This is a genomic window from Streptomyces himastatinicus ATCC 53653 (assembly GCF_000158915.1).
Taxonomy (GTDB): domain Bacteria; phylum Actinomycetota; class Actinomycetes; order Streptomycetales; family Streptomycetaceae; genus Streptomyces; species Streptomyces himastatinicus.
On the sequence record NZ_GG657754.1, the window covers coordinates 315,239 to 341,664 of the forward strand.

Here is a 26,426-nt window from a genome sequence, read left to right on the forward strand (position 1 = left end):
GGCGAGCGGGTCACGTTCAAGAGGAGCGGCTACTTCCGGGTGCGCTGGCAGGTGCTGCCCGGGCAGCGCCCCGGCGCGCTCGCCATGCCGACATGGACCGGTCTGCGCGGCAAGCTCTTCCACGTGGCCTCCGGCGGCGGGCGGCGCCTGGACGACGTGACTCCGGGTTCGACGGACGGCACGACCTGGATGGGCGGCCCCGCCACCGGCACCACCGTGCTGCCCACCGGGACGCAGCAGATGTGGCAGAACGAGTACTTCTGGCTGGACGGCAGCGTCACCCTCCATCAGAACGAACAGGGCGCGGACTACAACCTCTTCGCCCAGGCGTCCCGCCTGGACCAGGTGACCGACGACGTGGCCACGCCGCCCGACGCGGGCGCGGGCATCGTGCGTTACGGGCTGGTCCGCGACACCGGCGGGGACACGGCCCCGGTGCCGCAGTATCTGACGCGCGCACGGCCCGCGGACCCCGCGACCGTGCCGCAGCGATCCCGGGTCACTCCCCCACCCCACTGACGCGGGTGCCAACTCTCGTCCCATCTCTTGACGTGTCCTGACCGGCGTTCTACTTTCTGGTCGCCTTTCCGAACGATGTTTGACATATCGAACAGAGAACACCTGTCCGTCGCCCCCAGAAACGAGGCCATCCATGGCACCCGCACCCGCCAGACGCGCCGTCCTCCGTGCCGCAGCCCTCGTCGCGGCGGCCCCGGCACTGACCTCGCTAGCCGTCGGCCGGGCAACTGCCGCTTCAGGGGCCGCGACCGGTGCCAAGGTCCCGGCCGCCGCCTGGACGCTGCGGCCGTTCAACCCCGAGGACGTGGCGCTCCGGACAAGCGTCTTCACCGCCAAGCGCCAACTGATGCTGGACTTCGGCCGAGGCTACGACGTCGACCGGCTGCTCCAGGTCTTCCGGGCCAACGCGGGCCTGTCCACCCGTGGTGCGGTCGCACCGGGCGGCTGGGAGGGGCTGGACGGCGAGGCCAACGGAAACCTCCGCGGACACTTCACCGGCCACTTCCTCACCATGCTCTCCCAGGCGTACACCGGGACCGGCGAAAAGGTGTACGCGGACAAGATCCGCCACATGGTCGGGGCGCTGGACGAGGTCCGCGAGGCGCTGCGGCGCGATCCGGTGGTGCTCGGCGTCCCGGGCAGGTTCGGCACCGCAGCGGAGAACGTCCGGGGGTCCTACCGGTACGTCGACCTGCCGGACACCGTGCTCGGCGGCGCCACCGCGGTCACCCTCGCCGCCTGGGTCAAACCCGCCCACGACGCGGGCTGGACCCGGATCCTCGACTTCGGCGACGACACCACCCGCTATCTCTATCTGACCGCCCGCAACGCCAAGGGCAACCCCCGCTTCGCCATCACCACCTCGGGGGCGGGCGGCGAGCAGGGCCTCGACGGCACGGCGCCCCTGCCCCTGGAGCAGTGGAGCCATGTGGCGGTGACGATCGCGGACGGCACCGGAATCCTGTACGTCAACGGCTCGGCGGTCGCGAAGAACACCGCGATGCCCCTCACCCCGGCGGCCCTGGGCACCCTGCGCGACCACTGGCTCGGCCGGTCCCACTACGCCGCCGACCCGGTGTTCGCGGGCGCCTTCGACGAGGTCAACATCTGGTCGCGGGCCCTGACCGCGGCCCAGATCGCCGAGCTTCAAAAAAGCCCGGCCGCCGAGTCGTCCGCCGGGGCCGGGAACCTGGCCGCGTACACCTTCGAGGAGACCACCGGCGGCACCTTCGCCGACTCCTCGGGCCACGACCGCCACGCCACCCTGCGCCGCACCTGGGGAGCGCCGAGCCACCCCGGGTTCCTCGCGGCGTACCCGGAGACGCAGTTCATCACGCTGGAGTCGATGACCAGCGGCGACTACACCGTGGTGTGGGCGCCGTACTACACCGCGCACAAGATCCTGCGCGGGCTGCTCGACGCCCATCTCGCCACGGGCGACGCGCGGGCCCTGGACCTCGCGATGGGCATGTGCGACTGGATGTACTCCCGGCTGTCCAAGCTGCCCCGGAGCACCCTCCAGCGGATGTGGGGCATCTTCTCCAGCGGCGAGTTCGGCGGCATCGTCGAGGCGATCTGCGATCTGTACGCGCTCAGCGGTAAGGCCCAGCACCTGGCGCTGGCCCGCCTGTTCGACCTCGACAAGCTCATCGACGCCTGCGCCGCGGGCGACGACACCCTGGACGGACTGCACGCCAACCAGCACATCCCGATCTTCACCGGTCTGGTCCGGCTGTACGACGAGACGGAGGAAGAGCGCTACCTCACCGCGGCGAAGAACTTCTGGGACATGGTCGTCCCGACCCGGATGTACGGGATCGGCGGCACCAGCAACCGGGAGTTCTGGGGAGCGCGCGGCGCCATCGCCAAGACCCTCAGTGACACCACCGCCGAGACCTGCTGCGCCTACAACATGCTCAAGCTGAGCAGGATGCTGTTCTTCCACGAGCAGGACCCGGCGTACATGGACTACTACGAGCGCGCCCTGTACAACCAGGTGCTCGGCTCCAAGCAGGACCGGGCCGACGCGGAGAAGCCGCTCGTCACGTACTTCATCGGCCTGGTGCCGGGGCATGTGCGCGACTACACCCCCAAGGCGGGCACGACCTGCTGCGAGGGCACCGGCATGGAGAGCGCCACCAAGTACCAGGACTCGGTGTACTTCAAACGGGCCGACGGCACCGCGCTGTACGTCAACCTGTACAGCCCGTCCACGCTCACCTGGGCGGAGAAGGGCATCACCGTCACCCAGTCCACCGGCTATCCGAGGGAGCAGGGTTCGACGCTCACCGTCCGGGGCCGCACCGCCGCTTTCGATCTGCGGCTGCGCGTGCCCGCGTGGGCGACGGACGGCTTCCGGGTGACGGTCAACGGCAGGGCGGTCAAGGGGACCTGGACCCCCGGCAGTTACGCCTCGGTGTCCCGCACCTGGCGCGACGGAGACACCGTCCGGGTCGACATCCCGTTCCGGCTGCGGGTGGAGAAGGCGCTCGACGACCCGCGCGTGCAGACCCTGTTCCACGGTCCGGTCAACCTGGTGGCGCGCGACGCGCGGACGTCCTTCCTCACCTTCGGCCTCTACCGCAACGCCGCCCTCTCCGGGGACCTGCTGCCCACGCTCACCCCCGTACCGGGCAAGCCGCTCCACTACACGCTCGACGGCGTCGAGTTCGCCCCGTTCTGGGAGGGCACCGAGGAGCCGACGCACGCCTACTTCCACCGCTCCGAGCCGACCGTGGTCTTCGGCACCCTCGACTCCGGCGTCGCCAACCCGGCCCGGGACGACGGCACCACCCTCCTCGACGCGGTCTGGGCCGCCGCCCCGTACCGGACCAAGGGCGCACTGGTCAAGCGCGTCCAGTCCACCGTGGATGCCTGGGTGAGCGCGGGGCTGCTCACCGCCGCGGACGGTCGGCGCGTCGTCGCCACGGCGAAGAAGGCCGACTACCTATCCTGAACGAACGTAACGGCGGCGGCGCCCGGCACAAGCCCGGCGCCGCGCGCCCTGCCTCAACGCGGCCGTCCGCGGCTATGGTGAGCGGGGGCCGAGGGGTACGGGCCCCGGCGGGGGAAGCGCGTCGGCGCTGGTGAGAGAGGGGCTGCTGTGGACGGCGGCACGGTGGGGCTCCGGATCGCATCGGCAGTGGTCGTGCCGATGGTCAAACGACTGCTGGTGCCGCCCGCGAGCGCACCGGCCGCCGAGTTCGGTGAGCGCCCGATCCCGATCCGCCGGCTGGTGGCCTTCGCCAAGGAGCACCGCACCCTCACCGAGGACGATCTGCACAAGCTCGCCCGGGAGCTGGTCCGCCGCGCCGTGCGGGCCGCGGGGCCCCACGATCCGCCGATCGGCGCCGATGAGCACGACTCCGTCGGGCAGGCGCTCACCCGCACCCTGCACGCGCTCGGCGACCTCGACATGGACGACGTCCACGCCTTCGCGCTCGGCCCCGAGCGGCTGGCCGCGGAGCTGTCCAGGAGCGCGGGCCCCGACACCCGCAGGCTCCTCAGCGACGACGCCGCCCGCTTCCACGACCGCCTCCTGGAGACGGCGTGCGTCCATCTCATGCGCTTCTTCAGCCAGCGGCCCGGTTTCGCGGCCCGTGCCCAGATCGAGCAGAGCCGCGAGATCCGGGAGCAGAGCGAGAAATTGGACAGGATCCTGCGGCGACTGCCCGACATCAGCCGCCAGGACGCGGAGTTCGAGGAGGACTACGCGCGCTACGTCGTCGAGTGCCACGGCAGGCTCACGATCTACGGCGTCGATCTGCGCGAACCCGACGGCCAGGACTGGCCGCTGGAGACCGCGTATCTGAGCCTGGAGGCCAGGCCGTACCGCGAGGGTACCGATCCGGCCCCGGTGGAGAACGGTGAACCCGGCAGCGACCGGGACCCCGCGGAGGCCGAGCGGGCCGCGGGCCCGGCCGAGGCGATCTTCGCCCGCCATGAGCGGGTGCTGCTGCGCGGGCTCGCCGGCACCGGCAAGACGACGCTGGTGCAGTGGCTGGCCCTCGCCACGGCGCAGCAGGAGCGGGTGCCGGGCGGGCTGTCGCAGCTGTTCGGCCGCGTCCCCTTCGTCCTGCCGCTGCGCACCCTGGCGCGCAAGGACGCCGAACTGCCCATGCCCGAGGACTTCCTGCGCTGGATCGGCTGTCCACTGGTGGGTACGGAACCCGAGGGATGGGCGGCACGGGTGCTTCAGCACGGGCGCGGCGTGCTCCTGATCGACGGGGCCGACGAGATCCCGAAGGAGGACCGGACCCGCACTCGGGCCTGGCTCAAGAAGCTGCTCGCCGTCTTCCCCGGCAATCTGTGGCTGCTCACCTCCCGCCCCTCGGCCCTGGAGCGGGGCTGGCTGGCGCGCGACGGCTTCCAGGAGTTCGCGCTCGCCGCGATGCGGCCCGCCGACATGAAGCAGTTCATCCGGCGCTGGCACGCGGCGGCCGGGGCGTCGGAGGAGCTGGGCGAGTCGCTGACGCTGTCGCTGCGCAGGAGCCCCGAGTTGAGCCGCCTGGCGACCAACCCGCTGATGTGCGGCCTGATCTGCGCCCTGCACCGGGAGCGCCGCGGCTTTCTGCCCCAGGGCCGCGCCTCGCTGTACGAGGCGGCGCTGTCGATGCTCCTGGAGCGGCGCGACCTGGAGCGTGAGGTGTACGGCCGCAGCCGCCCGGTGCTGGACCAGAAGTCGGCGACGGAGCCGCTCCAGAAACTGGCGTACTGGCTGATCCGCAACGAGCGGACCCAGCTGGACCGTCCGGACGCGGTGGACGTGGTCCGGCGGCTACAGCCCTCCGTCCCCCGTCTGGCGGAAGTCGGGACGGCGGAGGAAGCTTTGCAGCATCTGCTGGAACGTTCCGGTTTGCTGCGGGAACCCGCCACGGGTGCGGTGAACTTCATTCACCGGACTTTTCAGGATTTCCTGGGCGCCAGGGCCGTACTGGAAGAGCGCGACATGGGCATGCTGGTGAACAACGCGCACTTGGACCAGTGGGAGGACGTGGTTCAGATGGCCGTCGCACAGGCCCGTCACCAGGAGCGCGCCGACCTGCTGACCCGCCTCCGCGAGCGGGGCGACCGCGAGCAGGACGCTGCGGTGCGGGCGCGGTTACGGCTCCTCGCCCTCGCCTCCCTCGAACAGGCCACCCGCCTGGAGCCGACGGTGCGGGAGGCGATCGAGGACCGGGCGGCGCGGCTGCTCCCGCCGCGCAGTCTGCGGGAGGCCAGGTCGCTGGCGCAGACGGGCCCGCTGCTGCTCGGCCTGCTGCCCGCCGCGAAGGATCTGGAGGGCGACGAGGAACTGGCCACCGTCCACGCGATATGCCAGATCGGCGGGGACGCCGCCATCCCCCGGCTCCGGGAGTTCCTGCGCACCGGCCAGCCCGCGGTGCGCGCCCAGCTCCTCGGCCACTGGGACCGGTTCGACACGACGACGTACGCCGAGGAAATCGTGCGCCCGCTCCTCGACACCGCACCCGAGGAGATCGTCACGGTGCGCTCCCACGCCGAGCTGGACGCGCTGCGCACCATGTCCGGGTATCAGCGGGTCGGCCTCCATGGGGACTTCAGCCCCGACGAGATCCGCGACTCGCTCGACCCGCGGGGGCTGCGCGAGCTGCGACTGCGCAACACCCTCCAGCTGGAGGATCTCGGGCTGCTCTCCGCCTATCCCGAGCTGGAGACGCTCGCCCTCCAGGGCTGCCGGAACGTCAAGGATCCGGCGCCGCTGACCCGGCTGCCGCGGCTGCGGCGGCTGGAGCTGCGGGATCTCCCCCAGTTCGAGACGCTGCTGAAACTGGCGGACTGCCCCCGCCTCGAGGGCCTCCTCGTCGGCCCTGAGGTGCCCTGGCGCGGACTGTCCGACCTTCCGCGCGCCGCCGAGCTGCGGCTGCTGGCGCTGCCGTCGGCGGCGGCCCAGCTCGCGGGCATCGTGGCGTGCCGGGGGCTGGAGGAGCTGCGGCTCCAGGACGCGAGCGAGCGGCTGACGCCGGACGAGTGGGGTTCGCTCGTCGCCGAGTTGCCGAACCTGCGCAAGCTGACGCTCTCCCCGCAGCAGCTGAGCATGCTGCTGTTCGCCCCTCGTACCGAGATTCCCCAGGTCACCCATCTGGATGTATGGGCCAGGGCGGGTGCCGCGGTGCCGCTGCGGCGGATCGCCCGGCGCCTTCCGGGGCTCGAGGAGATCCATCTGTCGCAGGTCGCGGAGCTGGACCTCGCCTCCCTCGCCGGACTGCGCCGACTGCGCCGGGTGCGGCTCGTCTACCCCGGCGAGATCCGCGGGGCGGACTCGCTTCCCGACAGCGTCGAACTGGATGTCTATCCGCACCCCTGATACCCGCCCTCGCCCCGCACCCGTGTTCGACGCGAAGTCCCCGCTGGTCACTACCTCGTACCGATCCTGCCTTCACCTGGTGTGTTGCTCCCTTGACGGGTAAATTCTCTGTTTACAGGCGTAGTTGGTACGGATGTCAGCGGCTGATGTCTCGGGGGAGCGGTGCCGCCCGCCTCCGGAGTTGTGGCCGCCGGCAGCGTTGAGCAGCGGAGGCGGGACACAGCCAGATGCGCGTATCGGAAGGGTCACCGCTCTATGGCCGGGACCCCCTGCTGCGCTCGCTCGTTCCCCGGCTCACCGGCCTGGCCTTCGACGAGAGGTCCCGTACGGCCCGGGAGCACCAGGGCGATCTGCCCGTGGTGCTGGTGACCGGATACCACGGCATCGGGCGCAGCGCCGTCCTCGCGGAACTGGGCGCGTGCTACCGGGACCGGTTGCCGCTCGCCCATGTCCGGGTCGTCGCCACCGAAACCGCCGCCTTCCCGTCCGCACCGGCCGACGGCGGCGTTCCCACCGCCTCCACCGTGGTCGAGATCCTGGCGGAGCTGGTGTGCGGGCTCGCGCCCGGGCTGCGCCGCCGCTTCCCCGTTCTGCTGCCGGGTCTGTTCGCCGTCTCCGGCTGGCACCACGGCAACGCCGAGCAGCGGGACGCGGCGTGTCTCCGGTTCGCCCGGCTGCTGCTCGCCTGCCGCCTCACCGGCGGGGACGAGAACGCGCTGCGGCACGTCTGGGCCACCGCCATCGAGGGCCGTCTGGAGGCCGTCGGTCCGGAGGACGCCATCGGCGCGGAGCCGGTCCCGTCGGATGCCTCGGACTGGTCGGACGCCTCGGACTGGTCGGGCCGGGACGCGGTCACCGCCTCCGTGGTGGCCGAGTACGCCGAGCGGTACCCGTCGGCCCCGGCCCAGGAGTGGTACCGGCGGCGCTTTCCCCGGGGCGCGGAGGGGCAGGATCCACTGGTGCTGCTCGGGCAGTGGTTCCAGCAGGGCGGGGACTACCGGCATGCGGCCGAGCAGAGCCTGATGGCCGCCTTCCTCCACGATGTGGCCGCCTCCTACGGCAGGTTGCAGCGGTGGAACCGGGAGCCGTGGCCGCTCGTCCTGCTCGACGACACCCACCACCCGGCCGGGCAGAACTTCCTCGATCTGCTCCTGGAGCACCGGGCCAGCCCTGCGCGCCCCGACCGCGAGGAGCTGGTCGTCGTGGCCACCCGGCTCGGCGGCCCGCCGGAGGACGCCCCCGCCGCGGTCCACCGCGACCTGCCCGACCTGGTGAAGTCCTCCGGTTGGGAACGCAAGGGCCTCGAGCCGTCCGCCGGGCTGCTCACCGTCCCCCTCACCCCGCTGAGCCGGGACGACATCCTGCCGCTCCTGGTGCCGGACCGGCCCGCCCGGCCGCTGCACCCCTATCTGGCGTCCGCCGTGCACTCCCTCACCGGCGGGCATCCCGCGGTGACCACCGTGCTGTGCGCGGCGGTACTGGACGCCACCGCGAAGGGCGCCGCCGTCGGCCCGCGGGATCTGCTCCACCTCCACGCCGAGGACGGTCGCCCGGTCACCGAAGCGCTCCTCGAACAGCTGCTGCCGAACCGGCGCCAGCGCGACCGGCTGACCCTGCTCTCGCTCGCCCGCGACAGCACTGCGGCCGAGGCGCTGGCCGACCATCTGCGCCTCCAGGGGCCCGATCAGCTGCCCGCCAACTCCGCCACCGACTACCTCGAAGAGCAGCAGTGGCAGCGCCTCACCCCGCCGGACGAGCCGCTGGTCACCGACCCCCTGCTGCGGACCCTTCTCGTACACGAGGCGCGCCGCACCTCGCGGGCGGCCGACGACGGCCGAGGCTGGCAGGACATCCACCGCTTTCTGCGGATGCACCACGCACAGCGCGGCGAGAGCGGCGAGGCGGACGCCCTGCGGCATACGCTCGCCGCCGGGAACACCGAGGCCGTGGTGGCGATGCTGGCGGAGGAGTTCCAGTCGGAGCAGGACGAACACGCCGCCGGGCACTGGCTGGTGTGCCTCCAGTACGCCGCCACCGCGCCCACCCCGCCCGCCGGTGAGTGGAGCGACGATCGTATGCAGGTCGCCCTCGGCGTGCACGACGGCCGGTATGCGGGGCTGCACGAGATCGAGCGCTGCGTCAACCGGCTGCTGCACGCCCTGTGGCATGTGTCCGAACCGCACGCCGAACCGGACCCCGACATGTGCAAGGCCGTCGGCGAAGAACTGGCCTACCTCTCACCGCGGCACCCGTCCTGGCACGCCGTTCTGGGCCAGGCCGCCCGCAGCTGGCCTGCGGCGGCGCGGAAGAAGCGCCCCTTCCCCATCACCGGTCAGTGAGGAAGCATGCTGCTGCGTCTGTTCCGTCGTCATCCCCGCGAGTGGGGTCCGCTCGAATGGCTGGCCGTCTTGGGGCTCGGCGCACTGGCCGCCGCCGCGATCGCCGTCGCCGTCAGCATGGCGCGGGGCCCCGGAAGATGCGGTGACGATCTGCGGGACATCGACGGAGACTGCGTGGGCGTCACCGCGAACGCCTTCGAGGCGGACCCGCGACTCAAGAGCCTCATCCAGGCGGTGGCCGACGAGAACGCCCGGGTGCGGCAGAACGCGGAGTCCCCGTCGAGCGGCCCCGAGATCCCGTACGTGCGCATCGCGCTGATGATGCCCTTCACCGCCGATGAACACAGCGCCATGACCACGGACATGATCCGCCGCGGACTCGCCGGAGCCCTCGCGGCGCAGCGGCAGGCCAACCGCTTCGGCGGCCCGCACTATCAGCTGCTGCTCGCCCCCGACGGCCGTAACCTCGACCAGTGGGAACCCGTCGTCACCCGCCTCGCCGAACTGGCCACGGACAAGCGCGCGCCCCTGGTCGGCGTGACCGGCATCCCCAGCAGTACGCCGGAGACGCGCAGCGCGATCGCCGCGCTCAGCACGCACAAGATCCCCACGGTCGGCCCGGTCATCACCGCGGCCAACATGAACGCCCCGTACTTCTTCAAGACCTCGGCCAACAACGACCAGTTCGCCCGCGCCCTGGCGGGCTACCTGGAGAAGCGGCCGGGGAAGGCCCGGGGCTTCCTGGTCTGGGACAACCGTGACGGCGACGTGTACTCGAAGAACCTGCGCAGCGTCTTCGAAAGACAATTCGGCCGTACGTACGGACTGGCCCACCACAACACGAACTTCACCGGCACCTCCGGAACCGACCAGGGAATCCCCCAGCGCTTCACCGACCCCGTGCGGAAGATCTGCAACGAGAAGTCCGACACCGTCTTCTTCGCCGGCCGCGACCAGGACCTGCCCGCGTTCATCGAGCGCCTGGCCCAGGAGGGCGACTGCGGCCGCACCACGAAGCTGCGCATCCTCAAGGTGGGCATCGGCCTGGAACCCACCCTCACCACCGACGCGCTCAACCAGCGGCTGGACGACGCCCGGGCGACGATAGTCGACGCGTCCTGCGTCGACCCCGCCTGGTGGCGGGGAAAGAAGAAGCCCGAGAAGGCTCTCGGCCGCTTCCTCGAGCAGTTCGACCAGCTGAAGGAGCGGCACGCGCTCCACACCGAGGACCTCGACGACGGCTACGCCGTGATGTACCACGACGCCTTCGCGCTCCTCGCCAACGCCGTGGACCGCACCTTCTCCGAATTCAACGACGGCGGCCGCCAGTCCGCGAAGTCCCCGCGCATGCCCATGAAGGCCGACGTCTACAACACCCTCAACTACCCGAGCATCTCCGGCGACTCCTGCGATTCCTGTCTGATCGGCGCGGGAGGAACCTACGGCTTCGAAGGCCCGGGCAAGAACGACCAGTGGGCCGTGTGCAAACCGGTCCCCGTCGTCGAGCACCCACCCCCCGCCCGCCCCGCCACCCCGTCCTCGTCCACCGTCTACCGCACCTACCGCGACGGCCCCGAGAACGCCTGCCCCTCCTGACCAAACGTGCGGCGGTAGGTGGCCGGTGTCGTGCCCACCGTCCGGTGGAAGTGCTGTCGCAGGCCGTCCGCCGTGCCCAGGCCGCTGCGCTCGGCGACCGTGTCGATGGTCAGGTTCGTCGTCTCCAGCAACTCTCGTGCCCGCGCCACCCGTTGCTGGTTGAGCCAGCGCAACGGAGTCGTGCCGATCTCCCTGGCGAAGCGGCGGCCGAAGGTGCGCAGGCTCATCCCCGCGCGGTCCGCCAGCTCCGCGATGGTGAGCGGCTCGTGCAGCCGCGCCAGCGCCCAGTCCAGCACCGGGGCCAGACCTTCGGGGCGTGACGGGGTCGGTGCCGGCGGCACGTACTGCGTCTGGTCACCCTCGCGGTGTGGGGCGATGACCATGCGGCGGCCGACCTCGGCAGCGGCTGCCGTGCCGTAGTCGGTGCGGACGATGTGCAGGCACAGGTCGATCGCTGCGCCCGTGCCCGCGCTGGTGAGGATGTCGCCGTCGTCGCGGTAGAGGGAGCGGGCGTCGACCTGGACCCGAGGGTGCGCGCTGCGCAGATCGTCGGCGTACATCCAGTGTGTCGCCGCCGTGCGGCCGTCGAGCAGACCCGCGGCGGCCAGGACGAAGGCGCCGGTGCAGAGCGAGGCGATGCGGGCGCCGCGGGCGTGGGCGGCGCGCAACTCGTCGAGGAGTGCGTCCGAGGGCTCGTAATCGACGTACATCCTGCATGCGGGCACCACGATGAGGTCCGCGGTGCGCAGTGCCTCCAGGCCGTGGTCGGCGGCGAGGAGCAGGCCACCCGGGGCGCGCTGGGTGCCGCCGGGGGCAGTGGCGGCGAGGACGAGGGTGTAACCCTCGCCGGAGAAGACGGCGCAGGGGACGGAGAGCTCGAAGAGGGAGGTTTCTTCGAGGAGGGTGACGGCGACGCGGAGGGGGCGGGGCGTGCTTGCGGTCGGGCAGCCGGGCATGGCGTAAATCTAGTACACCTTGACGTTTCTGCCAGTCGTCTCGCTGAGCCGCAGGTCAGAGCATCGACACATGACTGAGAAGAGACTCTTGCTCGCAGGAGCGGCGGCTATCGGTGTCACCTTCGGCCTTGCCCGCTACGGATACGGACTCTTCGAGCCGGAGTTGCGCCGCGAATTCGGTCTGTCGATGTCCCTCGTGGGTGCCATGGGAAGCGCCACCTACGTCGGCTACCTCCTGGCGCTGCTCGCCGTCGGTGCGCTTGTCTCCCGCTTCGGGCCACGGCCCATGGTGATCGCGGGCGGCGCCTCGGCGACCGGTGGTATGGCCCTGGTCGCCACGGCGCGGGAGCCGGTGCAACTCACCGCCGGGCTGGTGCTCGCGGGCACCGCGGCGGGGTGGGCGTGGGCGCCGTACTCCGATGCCGTGGACCGGATGGTGCCGGCCGGCAGGCGGGAGCGGGCGATGGGAGTGATCGCGACCGGTACGGCCTTCGGCGTCGTCGCGGCGGGGCCCCTCGCCCTGGTCGCCCAGGACACGGGGTGGCGCGCGGTGTGGCTGCTCTTCGCGGCGGTGGCGCTGGTGACGACCGTGTACAACGCCCGGGTTCTGCCGCGGGGTGGGCACCGTGTGCACCGGGGGCGGCAGCGTGTCGGTCTGCGCTGGTTCGCCCGCCGTTCCGCCGCGCCGCTGTACGCCACGGCCGTGACGTACGGGCTGGTCGGCTCCGTCTACTGGCAGTACGCCGTCGCCGCCGTCGAGGCGGGCCGGGGCAACAGCTCCGCCACCGCGCCGCTGTTCTGGACGCTCATGGGGCTTGCCGGCACCGGTGGCGCGCTCACTGGGCACGCGATCGGGCGGTACGGGCTGCGCCGGGTACACGCCGGGATCTTCGGCGGACTGGCCACAGCAGTCGTTCTACTGGGCCTGGCGCCGGGAGAGTTGCCCGCGGTGGCGGCTTCCGCGGTGCTGTACGGGCCGCTGTTCATGGCCGGTTCCGGGCTGCTGGCGGTATGGAGCTATCACGTCTTCCCGGACCGTCCGGCCACCGGTTTCAGCGCCACGGTGGCCTTCTTGGCGGCAGGGACCATCGCAGGGCCGGCCACACTGGGGGCGGTGGCGGACGCGTTCGGGCTGCGGGCCGCGTTCCTGGCGACGGCCGCGGTGGGGGTGATAGCGCTACTGGTGCCACCGCGCGGCACACCGAGCCCCCGCAGGCTCGCCGACGGCCGGGCCGTCAGCGGTGAACTGCCGCCGAGCGCAACGCTGGAATGCACTTCGTCCAGCACCGGCCAGGAGGGCGGCAACGGCGGGATGCCCTCCTAGGCGCAGGTCGGGCACAGGCCGCGGTAGGTGACCTCGGCCTCGGAGACCGTGAAGCCGAAGCGCTCCTCGGTCGGGAGGGCGGCCAGGGGATCGCCGGTGGGGTGGACGTCGCGGATGGTGCCGCAGCTGGAGCACACCAGGTGCTGGTGGGGGTGGTGTGCGTTGGGGTCGTAGCGCTTGGCGCGGCCGTCGGTGGAGACCTCCGTGACCTCGCGGAGGGTGACCAGCTCGCCCAGGGTGTTGTAGACGGTCGCCCGGGAGATCTCGGGCAGTCGCTCCGCCGCGCGGGCGTGCACCTCGTCGGCGGTGAGATGCACATGGTCCCCGTCGAGGACCTCCGCGACGACACGTCGCTGGGAAGTCATCCGCCAGCCACGTCCTCGCAGTCGCCGCAGCAGGTCACTCATACAGGCTCACCTATTCACGTTCGGTGGGTGTCCCGATCTTACCCACGGGGGTCCGGGACTCTGATGGGATCTGGGTTTGGCGTGCTTATTGACTTAGACCCTGTCCATCGTAGGATCGGTTCCGGCGATAGCCAAGGGACAGGAAGACTCCAATTCGGCAGGAGACGGAGACGTGGGGCCCGGCCCCGACTGTTCCACCGCCCGCAGTTCCTGGGCACCTGATCCGCCTGGTCCGGAAGGATTCCCATGTCTGAGAACCATGAAGCAATCGTCGTAGACGCGAAGACGGAGGGCGAGGGCGGTGGCTGCCCGGTCGCGCATGGGCGCGCCCCGCATCCGACCCAGGGCGGCGGAAACCGCCAGTGGTGGCCGGAGCGGCTCAATCTGAAGATCCTGGCCAAGAACCCCGCCGTGGCCGACCCCCTCGACGAGGGTTTCGACTACGCCGAGGCGTTCCAGGGCCTCGACCTCGCGGCCGTGAAGCAGGACATCGCCGAGGTGCTGACCACCTCGCAGGACTGGTGGCCGGCCGACTTCGGCCACTACGGCCCGTTCATGATCCGTATGGCCTGGCACAGCGCGGGCACCTACCGGATCAGCGACGGCCGCGGCGGCGCCGGTGCGGGCCAGCAGCGCTTCGCCCCCCTGAACAGCTGGCCGGACAACGGGAACCTGGACAAGGCACGCCGTCTGCTGTGGCCGGTCAAGAAGAAGTACGGTCAGAGCATCTCGTGGGCCGACCTCCTGATCCTCACCGGCAATGTCGCCCTGGAGTCGATGGGCTTCGAGACCTTCGGCTTCGCCGGCGGCCGCGCGGACGTCTGGGAGGCCGACGAGGACGTCTACTGGGGCCCCGAGACCACCTGGCTCGGCGATGAGCGCTACACCGGCGACCGGGAGCTGGAAAACCCGCTCGGCGCGGTCCAGATGGGCCTCATCTACGTCAACCCGGAGGGCCCCAACGGCAACCCGGACCCGCTGGCCGCGGCCCGCGACATCCGTGAGACGTTCCGCCGGATGGCGATGAACGACGAGGAGACGGTCGCCCTGATCGCGGGCGGTCACACCTTCGGCAAGACCCACGGCGCGGGCCCCGCGGAGAGCGTCGGCGCCGACCCCGAGGCCGCGACGATCGAGGAGCAGGGCCTCGGCTGGAAGAACTCCTTCCGCACCGGCAAGGGCGCGGACGCGATCACCTCCGGTCTCGAGGTCATCTGGACCACGACCCCGACCGAGTGGAGCAACGGGTTCTTCAAGAACCTCTTCGAGTACGAGTACGAGCTGACCCAGAGCCCGGCCGGGGCCAACCAGTGGGTGGCCAAGGACGCCCCGGAGATCGTCCCGGACGCGTACGACTCGTCGAAGAAGCACCGCCCGCGGATGCTCACCACGGACCTGTCGCTGCGGTTCGACCCGATCTACGAGCCGATCTCCCGCCGCTTCTACGAGAACCCGCAGGAGTTCGCGGACGCGTTCGCCCGCGCCTGGTACAAGCTGACCCACCGCGACCTGGGCCCGAAGTCGCTCTACCTCGGCCCGGAGGTCCCGGAGGAGACCCTGCTGTGGCAGGACCCGCTGCCGGAGGCGGAGGGCGAGACCATCGGCGCCGAGGACATCGCGGCCCTCAAGGGCAAGCTCCTCGACTCGGGCCTGACCGTCTCGCAGCTGGTCAGCACCGCGTGGGCGTCGGCCTCGACCTTCCGCGGCGGCGACAAGCGCGGCGGCGCCAACGGCGCGCGCATCCGCCTGGAGCCGCAGCGCGGCTGGGAGGTCAACAACCCCGAGGAGCTGGCGACGGTCCTGCGCACCCTCGAAGGCATCCAGCGGGAGTTCAACTCCGGTGCCAAGAAGGTGTCCCTGGCCGACCTGATCGTCCTCGGCGGTTCCGCCGCCGTGGAGAAGGCGGCCAAGGACGCGGGCCACGACATCGAGGTGCCCTTCACCCCGGGCCGGGTCGACGCGACCGAGGAGCACACCGACGCCGAGTCGTTCGCGGCGCTGGAGCCGAAGTCCGACGGGTTCCGCAACTACGTCGGCAAGGGCAACCGGCTTCCGGCCGAGTACCTGCTGGTCGACCGGGCGAACCTGCTGACCCTGAGCGCCCCGGAGATGACGGTCCTCGTCGGTGGCCTCCGCGTCCTGGGCGCGAACTACGACCAGTCCTCTCACGGTGTCTTCACCGACACCCCCGGGAAGCTGACCAACGACTTCTTCGTCAACCTGCTCGAGCTGGGCCTGGAGTGGAAGTCGACGTCCGAGGCCCAGGACACGTTCGAGGCCCGCGACGCCTCGGGCAAGGTCAAGTGGACGGGCACCCGTGCGGACCTCGTCTTCGGCTCGAACTCGGAGCTGCGCGCGGTCGCGGAGGTCTACGCGAGCGATGACGCCAAGGAGAAGTTCGTGAAGGACTTCGTCGCGGCGTGGTCCAAGGTGATGGACCTCGACCGGTACGACCTCGTCTGATCGGTCCTGCTCGCATAAACGTCCAGGTCGGCCCGCACGGGTCGGCCTGGACGTTTTTTACGGCATGTTGTACGGGGTCACCACCTGGATCGCCGAGGGCAGGGCGGGCCCGTCGTCGGGCAGCGCTTTGTGGGCGCGCATGATGGTCTGGCAGGCGCGGCGCATGTCCTGGCGCAGATCGTGGTGGAGCACAGCGGAGAGGCGGCGTTCGCGCAGCAGCCGGGTGTTGTCGTGGTCCAGGTCGTGGGCGATGAACACCGCGCACTCCCGGCCGAGGGTGTCGAAGGCGTCGAGGGTCGCGGCGTTGCCACCGCCGATGGAGTAGACGCCGACGATGTCGTGGTCGCGCTCCAGCGCCGCGAGGACCAGGTCGCGCTGGGTGGCGTCGAGGCCGTCGCTGTCGGTGACCTCCACCAGGGACCGCCCGGGGTGGGCGTTGCGCATCGCGCCGCGGAAGCCCATCTCGCGTTCCTCCTCGCCGCGGAAGGATCCCCGGCTGATGGTGACGAGCAGATGTCCGGGACGGCCGCCGAGCCACTGCCCGGCCAGATAGGCGGCGGTGGCCCCGGCGGCGCGGTTGTCGATACCGACGTATCCCATGCGCGCGCTGCTGGGCAGGTCGGTCACCAGGGTGACGACGGGGATGCCCGCTTCGACCAGGCGGCCGACGGCGGCCCCGACCTCCGGCACGTCCGGGGCCTTGAGGATCACGCCCTGGGAACCCCGCTTGGCGATCTTGTCCAGGGCCGCGATCAGCTCCGAGGAGGGGCCGGTCTCCCGGAAGTGGAAGCGCGAGCGCACCACGGCGGGGTGGAGGGACGGGAGTTCGGCCTCGAGTGCGTCGCGTACGGCGGTGGAGAACCGGTCCGGCGCCTGCATCACGATGTCGATCATGAACGTCCGTCCCCCGATGCGGACCTGGGTCCGCTGGCGGTCCAGGTCCTTGACCGCCTGGTGCACCTCCATGACGGTGCTCTCCCGTACGCCACCCCGGTGGTTGAGGACCCGGTCGACGGTGGCCTCGCTCAGCCCGGCCTGCCGGGCTATCTCCTTGATCGTATAGGGATGCCGCATGGCTCGTTTCCCGACAGTCGATGATGGGTTTTTGATGGGTTGCTGCGGATTGCTTGATGGAAGCGGGTTCATAAGACTGGCAGAAACGCAGGCACGGCGAAAGGACCCGGGATGTCCCCCACCGACACGGCACCACGGACGTGGCTGACCGAGGACGACTGCGCTCTCGACGCGTTCCGTGTCCTGGTCGAGCGGGGCACCGACCCGCACGACCACCCCTCGGCCGAGCGGATCGAGCGCGGTGTCCCGCTGTACGACGGCGCCCGGCTCCGCGCCCTCGCGGCCACCCGGGAGGGGCGCCGGGCCGTACAGGAGGAGCTGGTGCGGGCCCTGCTGGACGGGCCCGGCGTGGTGGTGCTGCGGCGCGCGTATCCGGACCCCGCCGTCGTGGACCGCGCGTCCGGCGCGTTCAACGCGCTGATCGAGGAGGAGCGGGCGCGGGGCGGCGCACGCGGTGACCACTTCGCCAAGCCGGGCGCCAACGACCGGGTGTGGAACGCGCTGGACAAGATGGCCGTGCGCGCGCCGGAGGCGTTCGCCGACTACTACGCCAACGACCTGCTGGAGCTGGTCTCCGAGGCGTGGCTGGGCCCGGCGTACCAGGTCACCTCGCAGGTCAACGTGGTCAACCCGGGTGGCGCCGCGCAGAGTGTGCACCGCGACTACCACCTGGGCTTCCTTCCCCAGGAGCGGGCGGCCGCGTACCCGGCGCACGTCCACCGGCTGTCGCCGGTCCTGACCCTCCAGGGCGCGGTGGCGCACTGCGACATGCCGGTCGAGTCGGGGCCGACGCTGTTCCTACCGCATTCGCAGAAGTACGAGCCCGGCTATCTGGCCTGGCGGCTGCCGGAGTTCATCGCGTACTTCGAGGACCACCACGTGCAACTGCCGCTGGAGAAGGGCGACGCGGTGTTCTTCAACCCCGCGCTGTTCCACGCCGCCGGGCACAACCGCTCGGCCGACATCAAGCGCATGGCCAATCTGCTCCAGATCTCCTCCGCCTTCGGCCGCGCGATGGAGAGCGTGGACCGCCAGGCGATGGCGAACGCGCTCTTCCCGGTGCTGCTGCGCCGCAAGGCCGAGGGCGTCTCCGAGGAGTGGCTGCGCCGGGTGGTCGCCGCCACGGCCGAGGGCTATCCCTTCCCCACCCATCTGGACCTCGACCCGCCTGTCGGCGGGCTCGCCCCGCTGTCCCAGGCGGACACCCTCCGGCAGGCCGTGGCCGAGGGCTGGGACCCGGAGCGGCTGCGTCAGGAACTGCACGCGGGCGCCGAGCGCCGCAAGAGCTGAAGGGGGCGCGACACCTCATGGGACTCCTCGAGGACAAGATCGTCCTGGTCAACGGCGGCAGCCAGGGCGTGGGCGCGGGGATCGTGCGGGCGGCCGTGCGCGAAGGCGCGGCCGTCGTCTTCACCGGGCGCCGGGCCGAGGTCGCCGAACCGCTCGCCGCGGACACCGGCGCCCGCTTCGTCCGCGCGGACCTGTCCGATCCGGAGCAGGCGCGCGCGAGCGTCGTACGCGCCGTGGACACCCACGGCCGCGTCGACTGCCTGGTCAACGCGGCCGGGCTGACCTCGCGCGGCTCGCTGCTGGACACCACGCCGGAGCTGTTCGAGGCGCATATGGCGATCAACCTGCGCGCGCCGTTCTTCGCGATGCAGGCGGCGGTGGCCGACATGACGGCCCGCAAGGCGCCGGGGACCATCGTCAACATCCTCTCCAACTGCGCACACGGCGGCCCGCCCCATCTCGCGCCGTACTCCGCGGCGAAGGCGGGGCTGGCGGGTCTGACCCGCAACGCGGCCTACGCCCACCGCTGGGACCGCATCCGCGTCAACGGCGTCAACATCGGCTGGACGGACACCGAGGGCGAGGACGCGACGCAGCGCGCCTTCCACGGCGCGGGCGACGACTGGCGGGAAGAGGCCGCCGCGGCGCAGCCGATGGGAAAGCTGGGGCAGGTCGACGAGATCGCGGACTTCGTGGTCTTCCTGCTCTCCGAGCGCAGCGGTGTGGTCACCGGCTCGGTCATCGACTGGGACCAGAACGTCATCGGCGGATTCGGCTGAACCGCCCCGTGGGCTGAAGGAGTACGAACGTCATGCGTATGGGCATCCTGGGGCTGGGCCGGATCGGCGCGTTCCACGCACAGACCCTGTCCGGACTCGACACGGTGGACTCCCTGGTGGTCACCGACCCGGTGGCCGCCGCCACCACCCTGGCCACGGAACGGTGGGGCGCCACCGCGGTGGACTCCCCCGAGGCCGTGTTCGCCGCGGGCGTGGACGGCGTCGTGATCGCCGCCGCGACCGATGTCCACCCCGAGCTGATCCTCGCCGCGGTCGAGGCGGGTGTGCCCGCGTTCTGCGAGAAGCCGGTGGCCCGCGGGATCGAGGAGGGCGTGAAGGTGCTGCGCGCGGTCGAGGACAGCGGCTCGCACGTGCACATCGGATTCAACCGGCGCTTCGACGCGGGCTGTATGGCCGCGCGCCGGGCCGTGGTGAGCGGCGAGCTGGGGCCGCTGCACACCGTACGGTCCACCACGCTGGACCCCGCCCCTCCCCCGGCCGCCTATGTCGCGGTCTCGGGCGGCATCTTCCGTGACTGCGCCGTGCACGACTTCGACATCGTGCGCTGGGTGACGGGCCGCGAGGTGGCCGAGGTGTACGCGACCGGCGGCAACCGGGGTGCGGAGTACATCCGTGAGGCGGGCGACGTCGACACGGCGTCCGCGCTGCTCACCCTCGACGACGGCACGATCGCCGTCGTCTCCAACTCCCGGCACAACGCCCGGGGTTACGACGTACGTCTGGAGTTGCACGGCATGACGGACAGCATCGCGGTCGGCCTGGAGGACAGGCTGCCGCTGCGTTCGGTCGAACCGGGGGTCAGCTTCCCGGCCGGACCGCCGCACGACTTCTTCATGGACCGCTTCGCCGACGCCTACCGCGCCGAACTCACCGCCTTCACGGAGGTGGTGGCGGGTGCCCGGACCTCGCCCTGCACGGTGGCGGACGCCATCGAGGCGAGCTGGATCGCCGAGGCCTGCGCCCTGTCGCTGCACGAGCACCGGCCCGTACGGCTCGAAGAGCTGCGGGGGCGCCGCGATGAGGTGCGTACGGCATGACGGACGAGCCCTTGCGGATCGGTGTGCTGGGCGCGGCCCGGATCGCCGAACTGTCCATCGTCGGTCCGGCCCGTGCGGGCGGCCACCGTCTGGTCGCGGTGGCCGCCCGCGACCGCGGCCGGGCGGAGGCGTTCGCCTCCGCGCACGGCGTCGAGCGGGTGGCCGCGTCGTACGCCGCCCTCGTCACCGATCCGGAGGTCGAGGTGGTCTACAACCCGCTGGTCAACGGGCTGCACGGGCCGTGGAACCTGGCCGCCCTGGCGGCGGGCAGACACGTCCTCACCGAGAAGCCGTCCGCGAGCAACGCCGAGGAGGCAGCCGAGGTCCATCGGGCGGCGCTCACGGCGGGCACCGTCTTCATGGAAGGCTTCCACTATCTGTTCCATCCCGTCACCCGGCGGCTGCACGACCTGCTGGACGGCGGGGAGCTGGGGGAACTCCGGCATGTGGAGACCGTGGTGGCCATGCCCGCGCCGCCGGACACCGATGTGCGCTGGTCGCTCCCGCTCGCTGGTGGCGCGCTCATGGACCTGGGGTGCTACAGCCTGCACGCGCAGCGGGTGCTCGCCCCCTGGGCCGGTGGCGCGCCCTGCCTGGTCGCCGCGCGCGGCGCGGAGCGGGCGGGGACACCGGAAGTGGACGAATGGCTCGATGCCGACCTGGAGTTCCCGGGTGGCGCGACCGGTACGGCCCGCTGCCACATGGCGTACCACGAGTGGCGGATGAGCTGCCGGGTCGTGGGGACACGCGGCGAGGCGACGGCGGTGAACTTCGTCCAGCCGCATCTGGACGACCGGGTCGTGGTGCGTACGGCCGCCGGTGAACGCGTCGAGGAACTCGGCCGCCGGTCCTCGTACACGTACCAGCTCGAAGCCTTCGCCGCCCAGCTGCGCCATGGCGCGCCACGCCTCCTCGACGCCGAGGACGCGCTGACGACCATGCGTCTCATCGACGACTGCTACCGCGCGGCCGGTTTCCCGGTCCGGCCGCGGACGGTGGTACCCACCGCGGTGTGAACGGAGGGGGCCGACCCGGCCCCCTCCTCGTCACCTCGCCGGGTGGAGCACCTCCAGGGCGGTGCGGTACGCCACGTCGGCGGCTTCCCGGACCGGAAGCGCCCGGTGTGCGTCGGAGAGGATCTCCACTCCCCACGGGCCGGACCAGCCGGTGGCGCGGAGCGCGGCGATGATGTCCGGCAGGGCGAAGGAGCCCTCGCCGCACAGGCGGCGACGCCGGACGGTGTCCTCGAAGAGCGTGCCGACGACCTGACAGTCCGCGTCGTTCAGCTCCACGCCCACGATGCGCGACCGCGGTACGCCCGCCAGGTCGGCCGGTGGGGTGTGGGCGCGCTCGGTGTGCCAGACGTCGATGATGAGGCCGCCCGCCGGGTGACAGGCGGCCTCGACCAGCCGGAGTCCGTCGTGCACGGTCTTGAGGTTGGACCAGGGGAGGAACTCGATGCCGAGCCGGGCGCCCACGCCGTCCGCCTCCGCGGCCAGGGCGGCGAACTCCTCGGCCCAGGCGTCGGGGTCCCAGGGCCGGTCCTCGACATCGGGGCCGATCTTGATGTGATGGGCGCCGAGCGCCTCGGCGGTCCGCAGGAGGTCGCGGCGTACCGCGTCCGAGGCCGCGCGCCGCGGTCCGTCGGCCCACCAGTCGACCAGCAGCTCCAGCTCCAGGTGGACGAGTCCGTTGTCCTCCAGGAGCGACCGGATCCCGGCGAGTCCGTACGCGCGCTCGGCCTCCACCAGGTCCGCGTACAGCAGCCCGAAGCCCGTGAACCCGGCGGCGCCCGCCGCCTCCGCCCGCTCGCGCAGGGTCAGCGGGCTGCGCTGGTCGTCCCGTCCGGGCGCGGCGTCCCCCGCTGTGGTCCAGCAGGTGGCGAGCAGATCCTCGGCGGTCATGATGGCGTTCTCCTCTCAGGGGCGGCCTGCGGCCGGGCCGTTCACCTGGACGCACACGTTAGGCGTGCCCGAGTGGATTGCTGAAGAGGCGGAAACCCTCATTAACCCATCATCGGCACATCTCTTTCCCCTCGGTATCTCCTCGCCCCGCACGGGCCGGGGCGAGGAGGGCCGATGTCGTGAGCGGTGACCGCCGCGTCTACCGTGGGTGATCTCCGCCCGGGGAACCAGGGACCCTCCCGCTGATCCTGAAAGGCACTCATGGCAACCGTCGAAACCTCGGTGCGCGACGGGGTGGCACATCTGGTGCTCAACCGCGCGTCCGCGCTCAACGCACTCGACACCGACACCGTGCTGGCCATGCGTGCGGCGCTGGACCAGTGGCGTGACGACCCCGGTGTCCGCGCGGTCGTCGTCCGCAGCGGCACCCCGAGGGCGTTCTGTGCGGGAGGGGACATCCGGGCGATCCGTGAGGCGGCGCTGCGGGGCGACTCCGCGGCAACGACGCGTTTCTTCCGCGAGGAGTACGCCCTGAACCAGGAGATCGCCGAGTACCCCAAGCCGTATCTGGCGCTGATCGACGGGGTCGCCATGGGCGGCGGCCTCGGCATCTCCGTGCACGGTGCGGTGCGCGTGGCCACCGAGCGGTCGGTGTTCGCGATGCCGGAGACCCTCATCGGCTTCTATCCCGATATCGGTGCCAGCTTCTTCCTGCCCCGGCTCGGCGGCGCCCTCGGCCGCTACCTCGGGCTGACGGGCGCTCGCCTCAGCGGGGCCGACGCGGTCACGGCGGGGCTGGCGACCCAACTTCGTGTCCTCCGCCGATCTGCCCGAGTTCACCGCCGCCCTGGACACGGCCGAACCCGCCGACGCGCTCGCCAAATACGCCCGTACCGCGCCACCGTCCGACCTGGACGACACCGGCGACCGCATCGCCGCCGCGTTCGCGCCCGGCACCCTGTCCGAGGTGCTCGGCCGCCTCCGGGCGGACGGTTCGGCATGGGCGGAGACGACGCTCGGCTCCCTCGCGGCCGCGTCACCGCTGAGCCTCCGGCTGACCGACGAGCTGCTGCGCCTGGGCGGGCGCGACACCCTCGCCGCATGCCTCCGGCGGGATCTGGCGGTGGCGTCCCGGCTGGTCCGTGAGCCGGACTTCGCCGAGGGTGTCCGCGCGAAGCTGGTGGACAAGACCGGGGACGCGCGCTGGTCGTACGGCTCGGCGGAGGCCGTTCCCCATGAGCGGATCGCCGAACTGCTCGGCGGCTAACGTGGTGCCCCGCTGTGTACCTACCACCGCAGAGGAAGTGGTGTGCTGTGCCGGGTCCTGTGAGCAGGGGCGTACTGGTCACCGGGGCGTCCCGGGGCATCGGCCGGGCGGTCGCGCGGGCGTTCGCGGAGCGTGGCGACCGGGTGGCCGTGCACTTACGGGGCGCGGGGCGGCGGACGCCGAGGAGACCCGGGCTGAGCTGCCGGGCGAGGGCCATGTGGTCATCGGCGGCGACCTCGGTGACCCGGCAGGGGCACAGCGGATCGCCGACACCGCCGAGGAGGCGCTGGGCGGGGTCGATGTGCTGGTCAACAACGCCGCCGTGGCCACCTCGGAGGACAACGCCCACCGGGTCGCCGACGTGTCGTACGCGGAGTGGCAGCAGGTCTGGCGGCAGATGGTCGACGTGAACCTGCTCGGGGCGGCGAACGTGAGCTACTGCGTGGCGCGGCACCTCATCGGCCGTGGCGCACCCGGCCGGATCGTGCACATCGGCTCGCGCGGGGCGTTCCGCGGTGAGCCGGACCATCCGGCCTACGGGGCGAGCAAGGCGGCCCTCCACGCGCTCGGCCAGTCGCTGGCGGTCGCGCTGGCGCCGCACGGGATCGCGGTGACCTCGGTGGCGCCCGGGTTCACCGCCACCGAGCGGGTGGCGGGGCGGCTGACCGGGGAGTCGGGCGACGCACTGCGGGAGCAGAGTCCGTTCGGCAGGGTCGGCACACCGCAGGAGGTGGCGGCCGCGGTGGTGTATCTGGCATCGGCGGAGGCCACCTGGGCGTCGGGGACGGTCCTGGACCTCAACGGGGCGTCGCATCTGCGGATGTGAGCGGTAAGAGACGGAGGACACGTGTCCACGATGGACGAGGCCGAGCTGCGCCGGGCCGTGGCGGTGGCCGGTGAGCTGGCGCGGTGGGCGGTGGAGGCCATGCGCCGCCCCCGTACCGGCGACGTGCGGTACAAGGCGAACGCGGCCGACATGGTCACCGACACCGATGAGCTGATCGAGCGCCAGGTCCGCTCCGTACTGCTGCGCGCCTTCCCCGGCCACCGGGTGGAGGGCGAGGAGTACGGGGTGCGCGAGGGCGCGGCGGGGGCGCCGAGCTGGGTGGTGGATCCGGTCGACGGCACGACGAACTACGCGCACGGGGTGGGCTGGAGTTCGTTCTCCCTCGGCCTGTCCGACGCGTCCGGGCCGCTGCTCGGCCTGGTGGCCGACCCCTGGCGGGGCGAGGTCTTCACCGCGGTACGGGGTGAGGGCGCCCGCCTGGACGGGGAGCCGATCCGGGCCACCGACGCCACGGAGGTGCGGGGGCAGGTGGTGATGACGGAGTGGGCGGCCCATGCCCCGTGGCACGGCATGGACCGCGTCCTCGCGGAGCTGTCCGCCCGCCTGTGCACCGTGCGGATCATGGGCTCGACGGCACTGTCGCTGGCCCAGGTGGCGGCGGGCCGGGCCGTCGCGGGCGCGATCGGCAGGTTCCAGGCGGTGGACGGCCTGCCCGCCCTGCTGATCTGCCGGGAGGCGGGCGCGCTCGCGTACGACGACACCGGGCCGAACGCGGGCACGCCGTCGGGCGGGCTGCTGGTCGCGGCGCCCGGGGCGGCGGAGGAGACGTACGGCATCTGGCGCGCCGCCCGGGCGGGCCACGGCGGCAGCTAGACGTCGCCGTCCAGGTGGGCGAGGAAGTCCCGCAGGGCGGCGTTGACTTCGTCCGGGCGCTCCTGCTGGGTCCAGTGACCGCAGCCGTGCAGCGTCACCTCGTCGTGCAGCCGGGGCGCGATCCGGCGCAGTGAGGCGCGCAGGGTGTCCATCCCGCGGAACGAGGTGACCATGTCGCGGTCGCCCACCATGTACAGCGCGGGCACATCGATGCCACGGCCCCGGAAGGGGGCGAGGAGTTCCTGGTTGCGCTCGATGTTGCGGTACCAGTTGAGGGGGCCGGTGAAGGCCCGGGTGCCGTGTTCGGCGTAGTCGCGGGCGAAGACCTCGATGTCCGCTTCGGTGAGCCAGCCGGGCAGCTGGTCCGGTTCGGGCACGGTGTCCAGCAGCGCCCCGCCCTCGGGGACGACCCAGGGCCGGGGCCGCTCGTTCTTCGGGTTGTCCCCGGAGCCGCTGAACAGGATCCGGCGGAGGGACGACGCGATGTCCTGCCCCAACTCGGCGTCGGCGACGCCCGGTTGCTGGAAGTAGTTCTGGTAGAAGCCCTCGCCGTAGACCCTCCGGGTGACCGAGGGCGGGGCCATTCCGGCGGGCAGCGCCGGCGGGACGCTCAGCCCGGCCACGGCACGTACGACATCGGGGCGCAGCATCGCCGTGATCCAGGCGACCGGCGCGCCCCAGTCGTGTCCGACCACCACCGCCCGCTCCTCGCCGAGGGCGCGGATCAGCCCGATCACATCACCGGCCAGATGGAGCAGGGTGTACGAGGCGATGTCCTCGGGCTGCTCACTGCGGGCGAAGCCGCGCTGGTCGGGGGCGACGACGCGGTATCCGGCCTCGGCCAGCGGGCCGAACTGGTGGCGCCAGGAGTACCAGCTCTCCGGAAAGCCGTGCAGCAGCAGGACCAGAGGTCCCTGCCCCTGCTCCGCGATGTGCAACCGCACTCCGTTCACCTCGACGACGTCATGCTTGACCGGGCTGTGCACTGTGCTTCCTCTTCCGCGTGGGGGGCTCTACTGCTGAGTAACGATGCTATATGCACGCACTACCGGTCAGGGCACCGCTCATGTCCCACAGCCGCGCCGCGACGGCGGTGTCGGTGAGGTGGGCCCACACCGGTTCGGTCCGGGGCCTGCCGCGCAGGCCGAAGACGCGCGGTCCCCACAGCTGCCCGCCGCGCACCTCGGGATCGAGCACCGCTCGCACCGCGGGCCACGCACCGGCGTGCTTGCCCTGGAGAAGGACTCCCGCGGGCGCCCCGCACAGCCGGGTGCCGAGGGTGGGTACGTGGACGGGCGGCCGCGAAGGGGTGAGGGAGTCCAGGGCGCCGCCGGGGTGGACCACTACGCTCGCCACCGTGCTGCCGGTGGCGCGCAGACGGCGGTCGAGTTCGAGGCCGAAGAACATCTGCGCCAGCTTGGACCGTCCGTAGGAGCGCTTCGGCCGGTAGTCCCGCCGGGACTGC

Annotated in this window: 18 protein-coding genes and 3 pseudogenes; 15 read left to right on the plus strand and 6 right to left on the minus strand. The window is 71.8% G+C overall.

Annotated features, from left to right (window positions below; genetic code table 11):
- The 5 genes and pseudogenes from SSOG_RS55385 to SSOG_RS01385 form a co-directional block, all read left to right on the plus strand.
- A pseudogene (locus SSOG_RS55385) lies at positions 1-519 on the plus strand (sigma-70 family RNA polymerase sigma factor); the annotation flags it as partial.
- Between the two features lie 133 nt (positions 520-652).
- A complete protein-coding gene (locus tag SSOG_RS01370) occupies positions 653-3,475 on the plus strand; it encodes a beta-L-arabinofuranosidase domain-containing protein (RefSeq protein WP_009712392.1) in 2,823 nt (940 codons plus the stop codon).
- Positions 3,476-3,637: 162 nt separating this feature from the next.
- Positions 3,638-6,844: an NACHT domain-containing protein gene (locus SSOG_RS01375; RefSeq protein ID WP_425385454.1), complete on the plus strand. Its 3,207-nt coding sequence runs from the start codon at positions 3,638-3,640 to the stop codon at positions 6,842-6,844.
- 227 nt (positions 6,845-7,071) lie between these two features.
- Positions 7,072-9,183: a P-loop NTPase family protein gene (locus SSOG_RS01380; protein WP_009712394.1), complete on the plus strand. Its 2,112-nt coding sequence runs from the start codon at positions 7,072-7,074 to the stop codon at positions 9,181-9,183.
- 6 nt (positions 9,184-9,189) lie between these two features.
- Complete coding sequence (locus SSOG_RS01385) at positions 9,190-10,779, plus strand: ABC transporter substrate-binding protein (RefSeq protein WP_009712395.1); 1,590 nt, start codon at positions 9,190-9,192, stop codon at positions 10,777-10,779.
- Here the strand turns inward: SSOG_RS01385 and SSOG_RS01390 are convergent.
- Positions 10,743-11,735: a GlxA family transcriptional regulator gene (locus tag SSOG_RS01390; RefSeq protein ID WP_009712396.1), complete on the minus strand. Its 993-nt coding sequence runs from the start codon at positions 11,733-11,735 to the stop codon at positions 10,743-10,745. The two genes, SSOG_RS01385 and SSOG_RS01390, sit on opposite strands and share 37 nt — an antisense overlap.
- A 70-nt stretch (positions 11,736-11,805) precedes the next feature.
- On the opposite strand from SSOG_RS01390, the gene SSOG_RS01395 reads away from it, so the two are divergent.
- A complete protein-coding gene (locus SSOG_RS01395) occupies positions 11,806-13,059 on the plus strand; it encodes an MFS transporter (RefSeq protein ID WP_009712397.1) in 1,254 nt (417 codons plus the stop codon).
- Here the strand turns inward: SSOG_RS01395 and SSOG_RS01400 are convergent.
- Positions 13,056-13,466, minus strand: coding sequence for a Fur family transcriptional regulator (locus tag SSOG_RS01400; RefSeq protein ID WP_009712398.1), 411 nt, complete (start codon positions 13,464-13,466; stop codon positions 13,056-13,058). The genes SSOG_RS01395 and SSOG_RS01400 overlap by 4 nt on opposite strands.
- A gap of 246 nt (positions 13,467-13,712) precedes the next feature.
- Here SSOG_RS01400 and katG point away from each other — a divergent pair, with 246 nt between their 5' ends.
- On the plus strand, positions 13,713-15,929 hold the full coding sequence (katG, locus tag SSOG_RS01405; RefSeq protein WP_009712399.1) for a catalase/peroxidase HPI: 2,217 nt from the start codon (positions 13,713-13,715) through the stop codon (positions 15,927-15,929).
- 57 nt (positions 15,930-15,986) lie between these two features.
- Here katG and SSOG_RS01410 read toward each other — a convergent pair whose 3' ends face one another.
- A complete protein-coding gene (locus SSOG_RS01410) occupies positions 15,987-17,003 on the minus strand; it encodes a LacI family DNA-binding transcriptional regulator (RefSeq protein WP_009712400.1) in 1,017 nt (338 codons plus the stop codon).
- A 111-nt stretch (positions 17,004-17,114) separates the two neighbouring features.
- Between SSOG_RS01410 and SSOG_RS01415 the strand changes: the two genes are divergently transcribed.
- The 4 genes from SSOG_RS01415 to SSOG_RS01430 are packed head-to-tail and all read left to right on the plus strand — an operon-like array spanning position 17,115 to position 21,146.
- On the plus strand, positions 17,115-18,293 hold the full coding sequence (locus SSOG_RS01415) for a phytanoyl-CoA dioxygenase family protein (RefSeq protein WP_009712401.1): 1,179 nt from the start codon (positions 17,115-17,117) through the stop codon (positions 18,291-18,293).
- Between the two features lie 17 nt (positions 18,294-18,310).
- A complete protein-coding gene (locus tag SSOG_RS01420; RefSeq protein WP_009712402.1) occupies positions 18,311-19,072 on the plus strand; it encodes an SDR family oxidoreductase in 762 nt (253 codons plus the stop codon).
- Between the two features lie 32 nt (positions 19,073-19,104).
- A complete protein-coding gene (locus tag SSOG_RS01425) occupies positions 19,105-20,130 on the plus strand; it encodes a Gfo/Idh/MocA family protein (RefSeq protein ID WP_009712403.1) in 1,026 nt (341 codons plus the stop codon).
- Positions 20,127-21,146 (plus strand): Gfo/Idh/MocA family protein, encoded by a 1,020-nt coding sequence (locus SSOG_RS01430; protein WP_039936276.1) that lies wholly within the window; start codon positions 20,127-20,129, stop codon positions 21,144-21,146. The genes SSOG_RS01425 and SSOG_RS01430 overlap by 4 nt, the downstream gene beginning before the upstream one ends.
- 30 nt (positions 21,147-21,176) lie before the next feature.
- Here the strand turns inward: SSOG_RS01430 and SSOG_RS01435 are convergent, their stop codons facing one another.
- A complete protein-coding gene (locus SSOG_RS01435; RefSeq protein ID WP_009712405.1) occupies positions 21,177-22,034 on the minus strand; it encodes a sugar phosphate isomerase/epimerase family protein in 858 nt (285 codons plus the stop codon).
- 261 nt (positions 22,035-22,295) lie between these two features.
- Here SSOG_RS01435 and SSOG_RS58195 point away from each other — a divergent pair.
- The 4 genes and pseudogenes from SSOG_RS58195 to SSOG_RS01450 all read left to right on the plus strand — a co-directional run.
- A pseudogene (locus SSOG_RS58195) lies at positions 22,296-22,781 on the plus strand (enoyl-CoA hydratase/isomerase family protein); the annotation flags it as partial.
- Positions 22,782-22,845: 64 nt separating this feature from the next.
- Positions 22,846-23,301, plus strand: coding sequence for an enoyl-CoA hydratase/isomerase family protein (locus tag SSOG_RS57325; RefSeq protein WP_281048055.1), 456 nt, complete (start codon positions 22,846-22,848; stop codon positions 23,299-23,301).
- A 47-nt stretch (positions 23,302-23,348) separates the two neighbouring features.
- Positions 23,349-24,127, plus strand: a pseudogene (locus tag SSOG_RS01445) (SDR family NAD(P)-dependent oxidoreductase).
- A gap of 30 nt (positions 24,128-24,157) precedes the next feature.
- A complete protein-coding gene (locus SSOG_RS01450; RefSeq protein ID WP_039940448.1) occupies positions 24,158-24,961 on the plus strand; it encodes an inositol monophosphatase family protein in 804 nt (267 codons plus the stop codon).
- Here the strand turns inward: SSOG_RS01450 and SSOG_RS01455 are convergent.
- Positions 24,958-25,947, minus strand: a complete 990-nt coding sequence (locus SSOG_RS01455; protein ID WP_009712409.1) for an alpha/beta fold hydrolase — start codon at positions 25,945-25,947, stop codon at positions 24,958-24,960. The genes SSOG_RS01450 and SSOG_RS01455 overlap by 4 nt on opposite strands.
- Positions 25,948-25,993: 46 nt before the next feature.
- Positions 25,994-26,426, minus strand: a 433-nt coding sequence (locus SSOG_RS01460) for a short-chain dehydrogenase (RefSeq protein WP_039936277.1), incomplete at its 5' end; no start/stop codon positions are given.

Coding starts and splice junctions, on each gene's coding strand:
- SSOG_RS01390 (WP_009712396.1), bottom strand. CDS start 11,735: ATGCCCGGCTGCCCGACCGCAAGCACGCCCCGCCCCCTCCGCGTCGCC.
- SSOG_RS01370 (WP_009712392.1), top strand. CDS start 653: ATGGCACCCGCACCCGCCAGACGCGCCGTCCTCCGTGCCGCAGCCCTC.
- katG (WP_009712399.1), top strand. CDS start 13,713: ATGTCTGAGAACCATGAAGCAATCGTCGTAGACGCGAAGACGGAGGGC.
- SSOG_RS01380 (WP_009712394.1), top strand. CDS start 7,072: ATGCGCGTATCGGAAGGGTCACCGCTCTATGGCCGGGACCCCCTGCTG.
- SSOG_RS01400 (WP_009712398.1), bottom strand. CDS start 13,466: ATGAGTGACCTGCTGCGGCGACTGCGAGGACGTGGCTGGCGGATGACT.
- SSOG_RS01450 (WP_039940448.1), top strand. CDS start 24,158: ATGGACGAGGCCGAGCTGCGCCGGGCCGTGGCGGTGGCCGGTGAGCTG.
- SSOG_RS01420 (WP_009712402.1), top strand. CDS start 18,311: ATGGGACTCCTCGAGGACAAGATCGTCCTGGTCAACGGCGGCAGCCAG.
- SSOG_RS01395 (WP_009712397.1), top strand. CDS start 11,806: ATGACTGAGAAGAGACTCTTGCTCGCAGGAGCGGCGGCTATCGGTGTC.
- SSOG_RS01425 (WP_009712403.1), top strand. CDS start 19,105: ATGCGTATGGGCATCCTGGGGCTGGGCCGGATCGGCGCGTTCCACGCA.
- SSOG_RS01410 (WP_009712400.1), bottom strand. CDS start 17,003: ATGCGGCATCCCTATACGATCAAGGAGATAGCCCGGCAGGCCGGGCTG.
- SSOG_RS01430 (WP_039936276.1), top strand. CDS start 20,127: ATGACGGACGAGCCCTTGCGGATCGGTGTGCTGGGCGCGGCCCGGATC.
- SSOG_RS01385 (WP_009712395.1), top strand. CDS start 9,190: ATGCTGCTGCGTCTGTTCCGTCGTCATCCCCGCGAGTGGGGTCCGCTC.
- SSOG_RS01415 (WP_009712401.1), top strand. CDS start 17,115: ATGTCCCCCACCGACACGGCACCACGGACGTGGCTGACCGAGGACGAC.
- SSOG_RS01435 (WP_009712405.1), bottom strand. CDS start 22,034: ATGACCGCCGAGGATCTGCTCGCCACCTGCTGGACCACAGCGGGGGAC.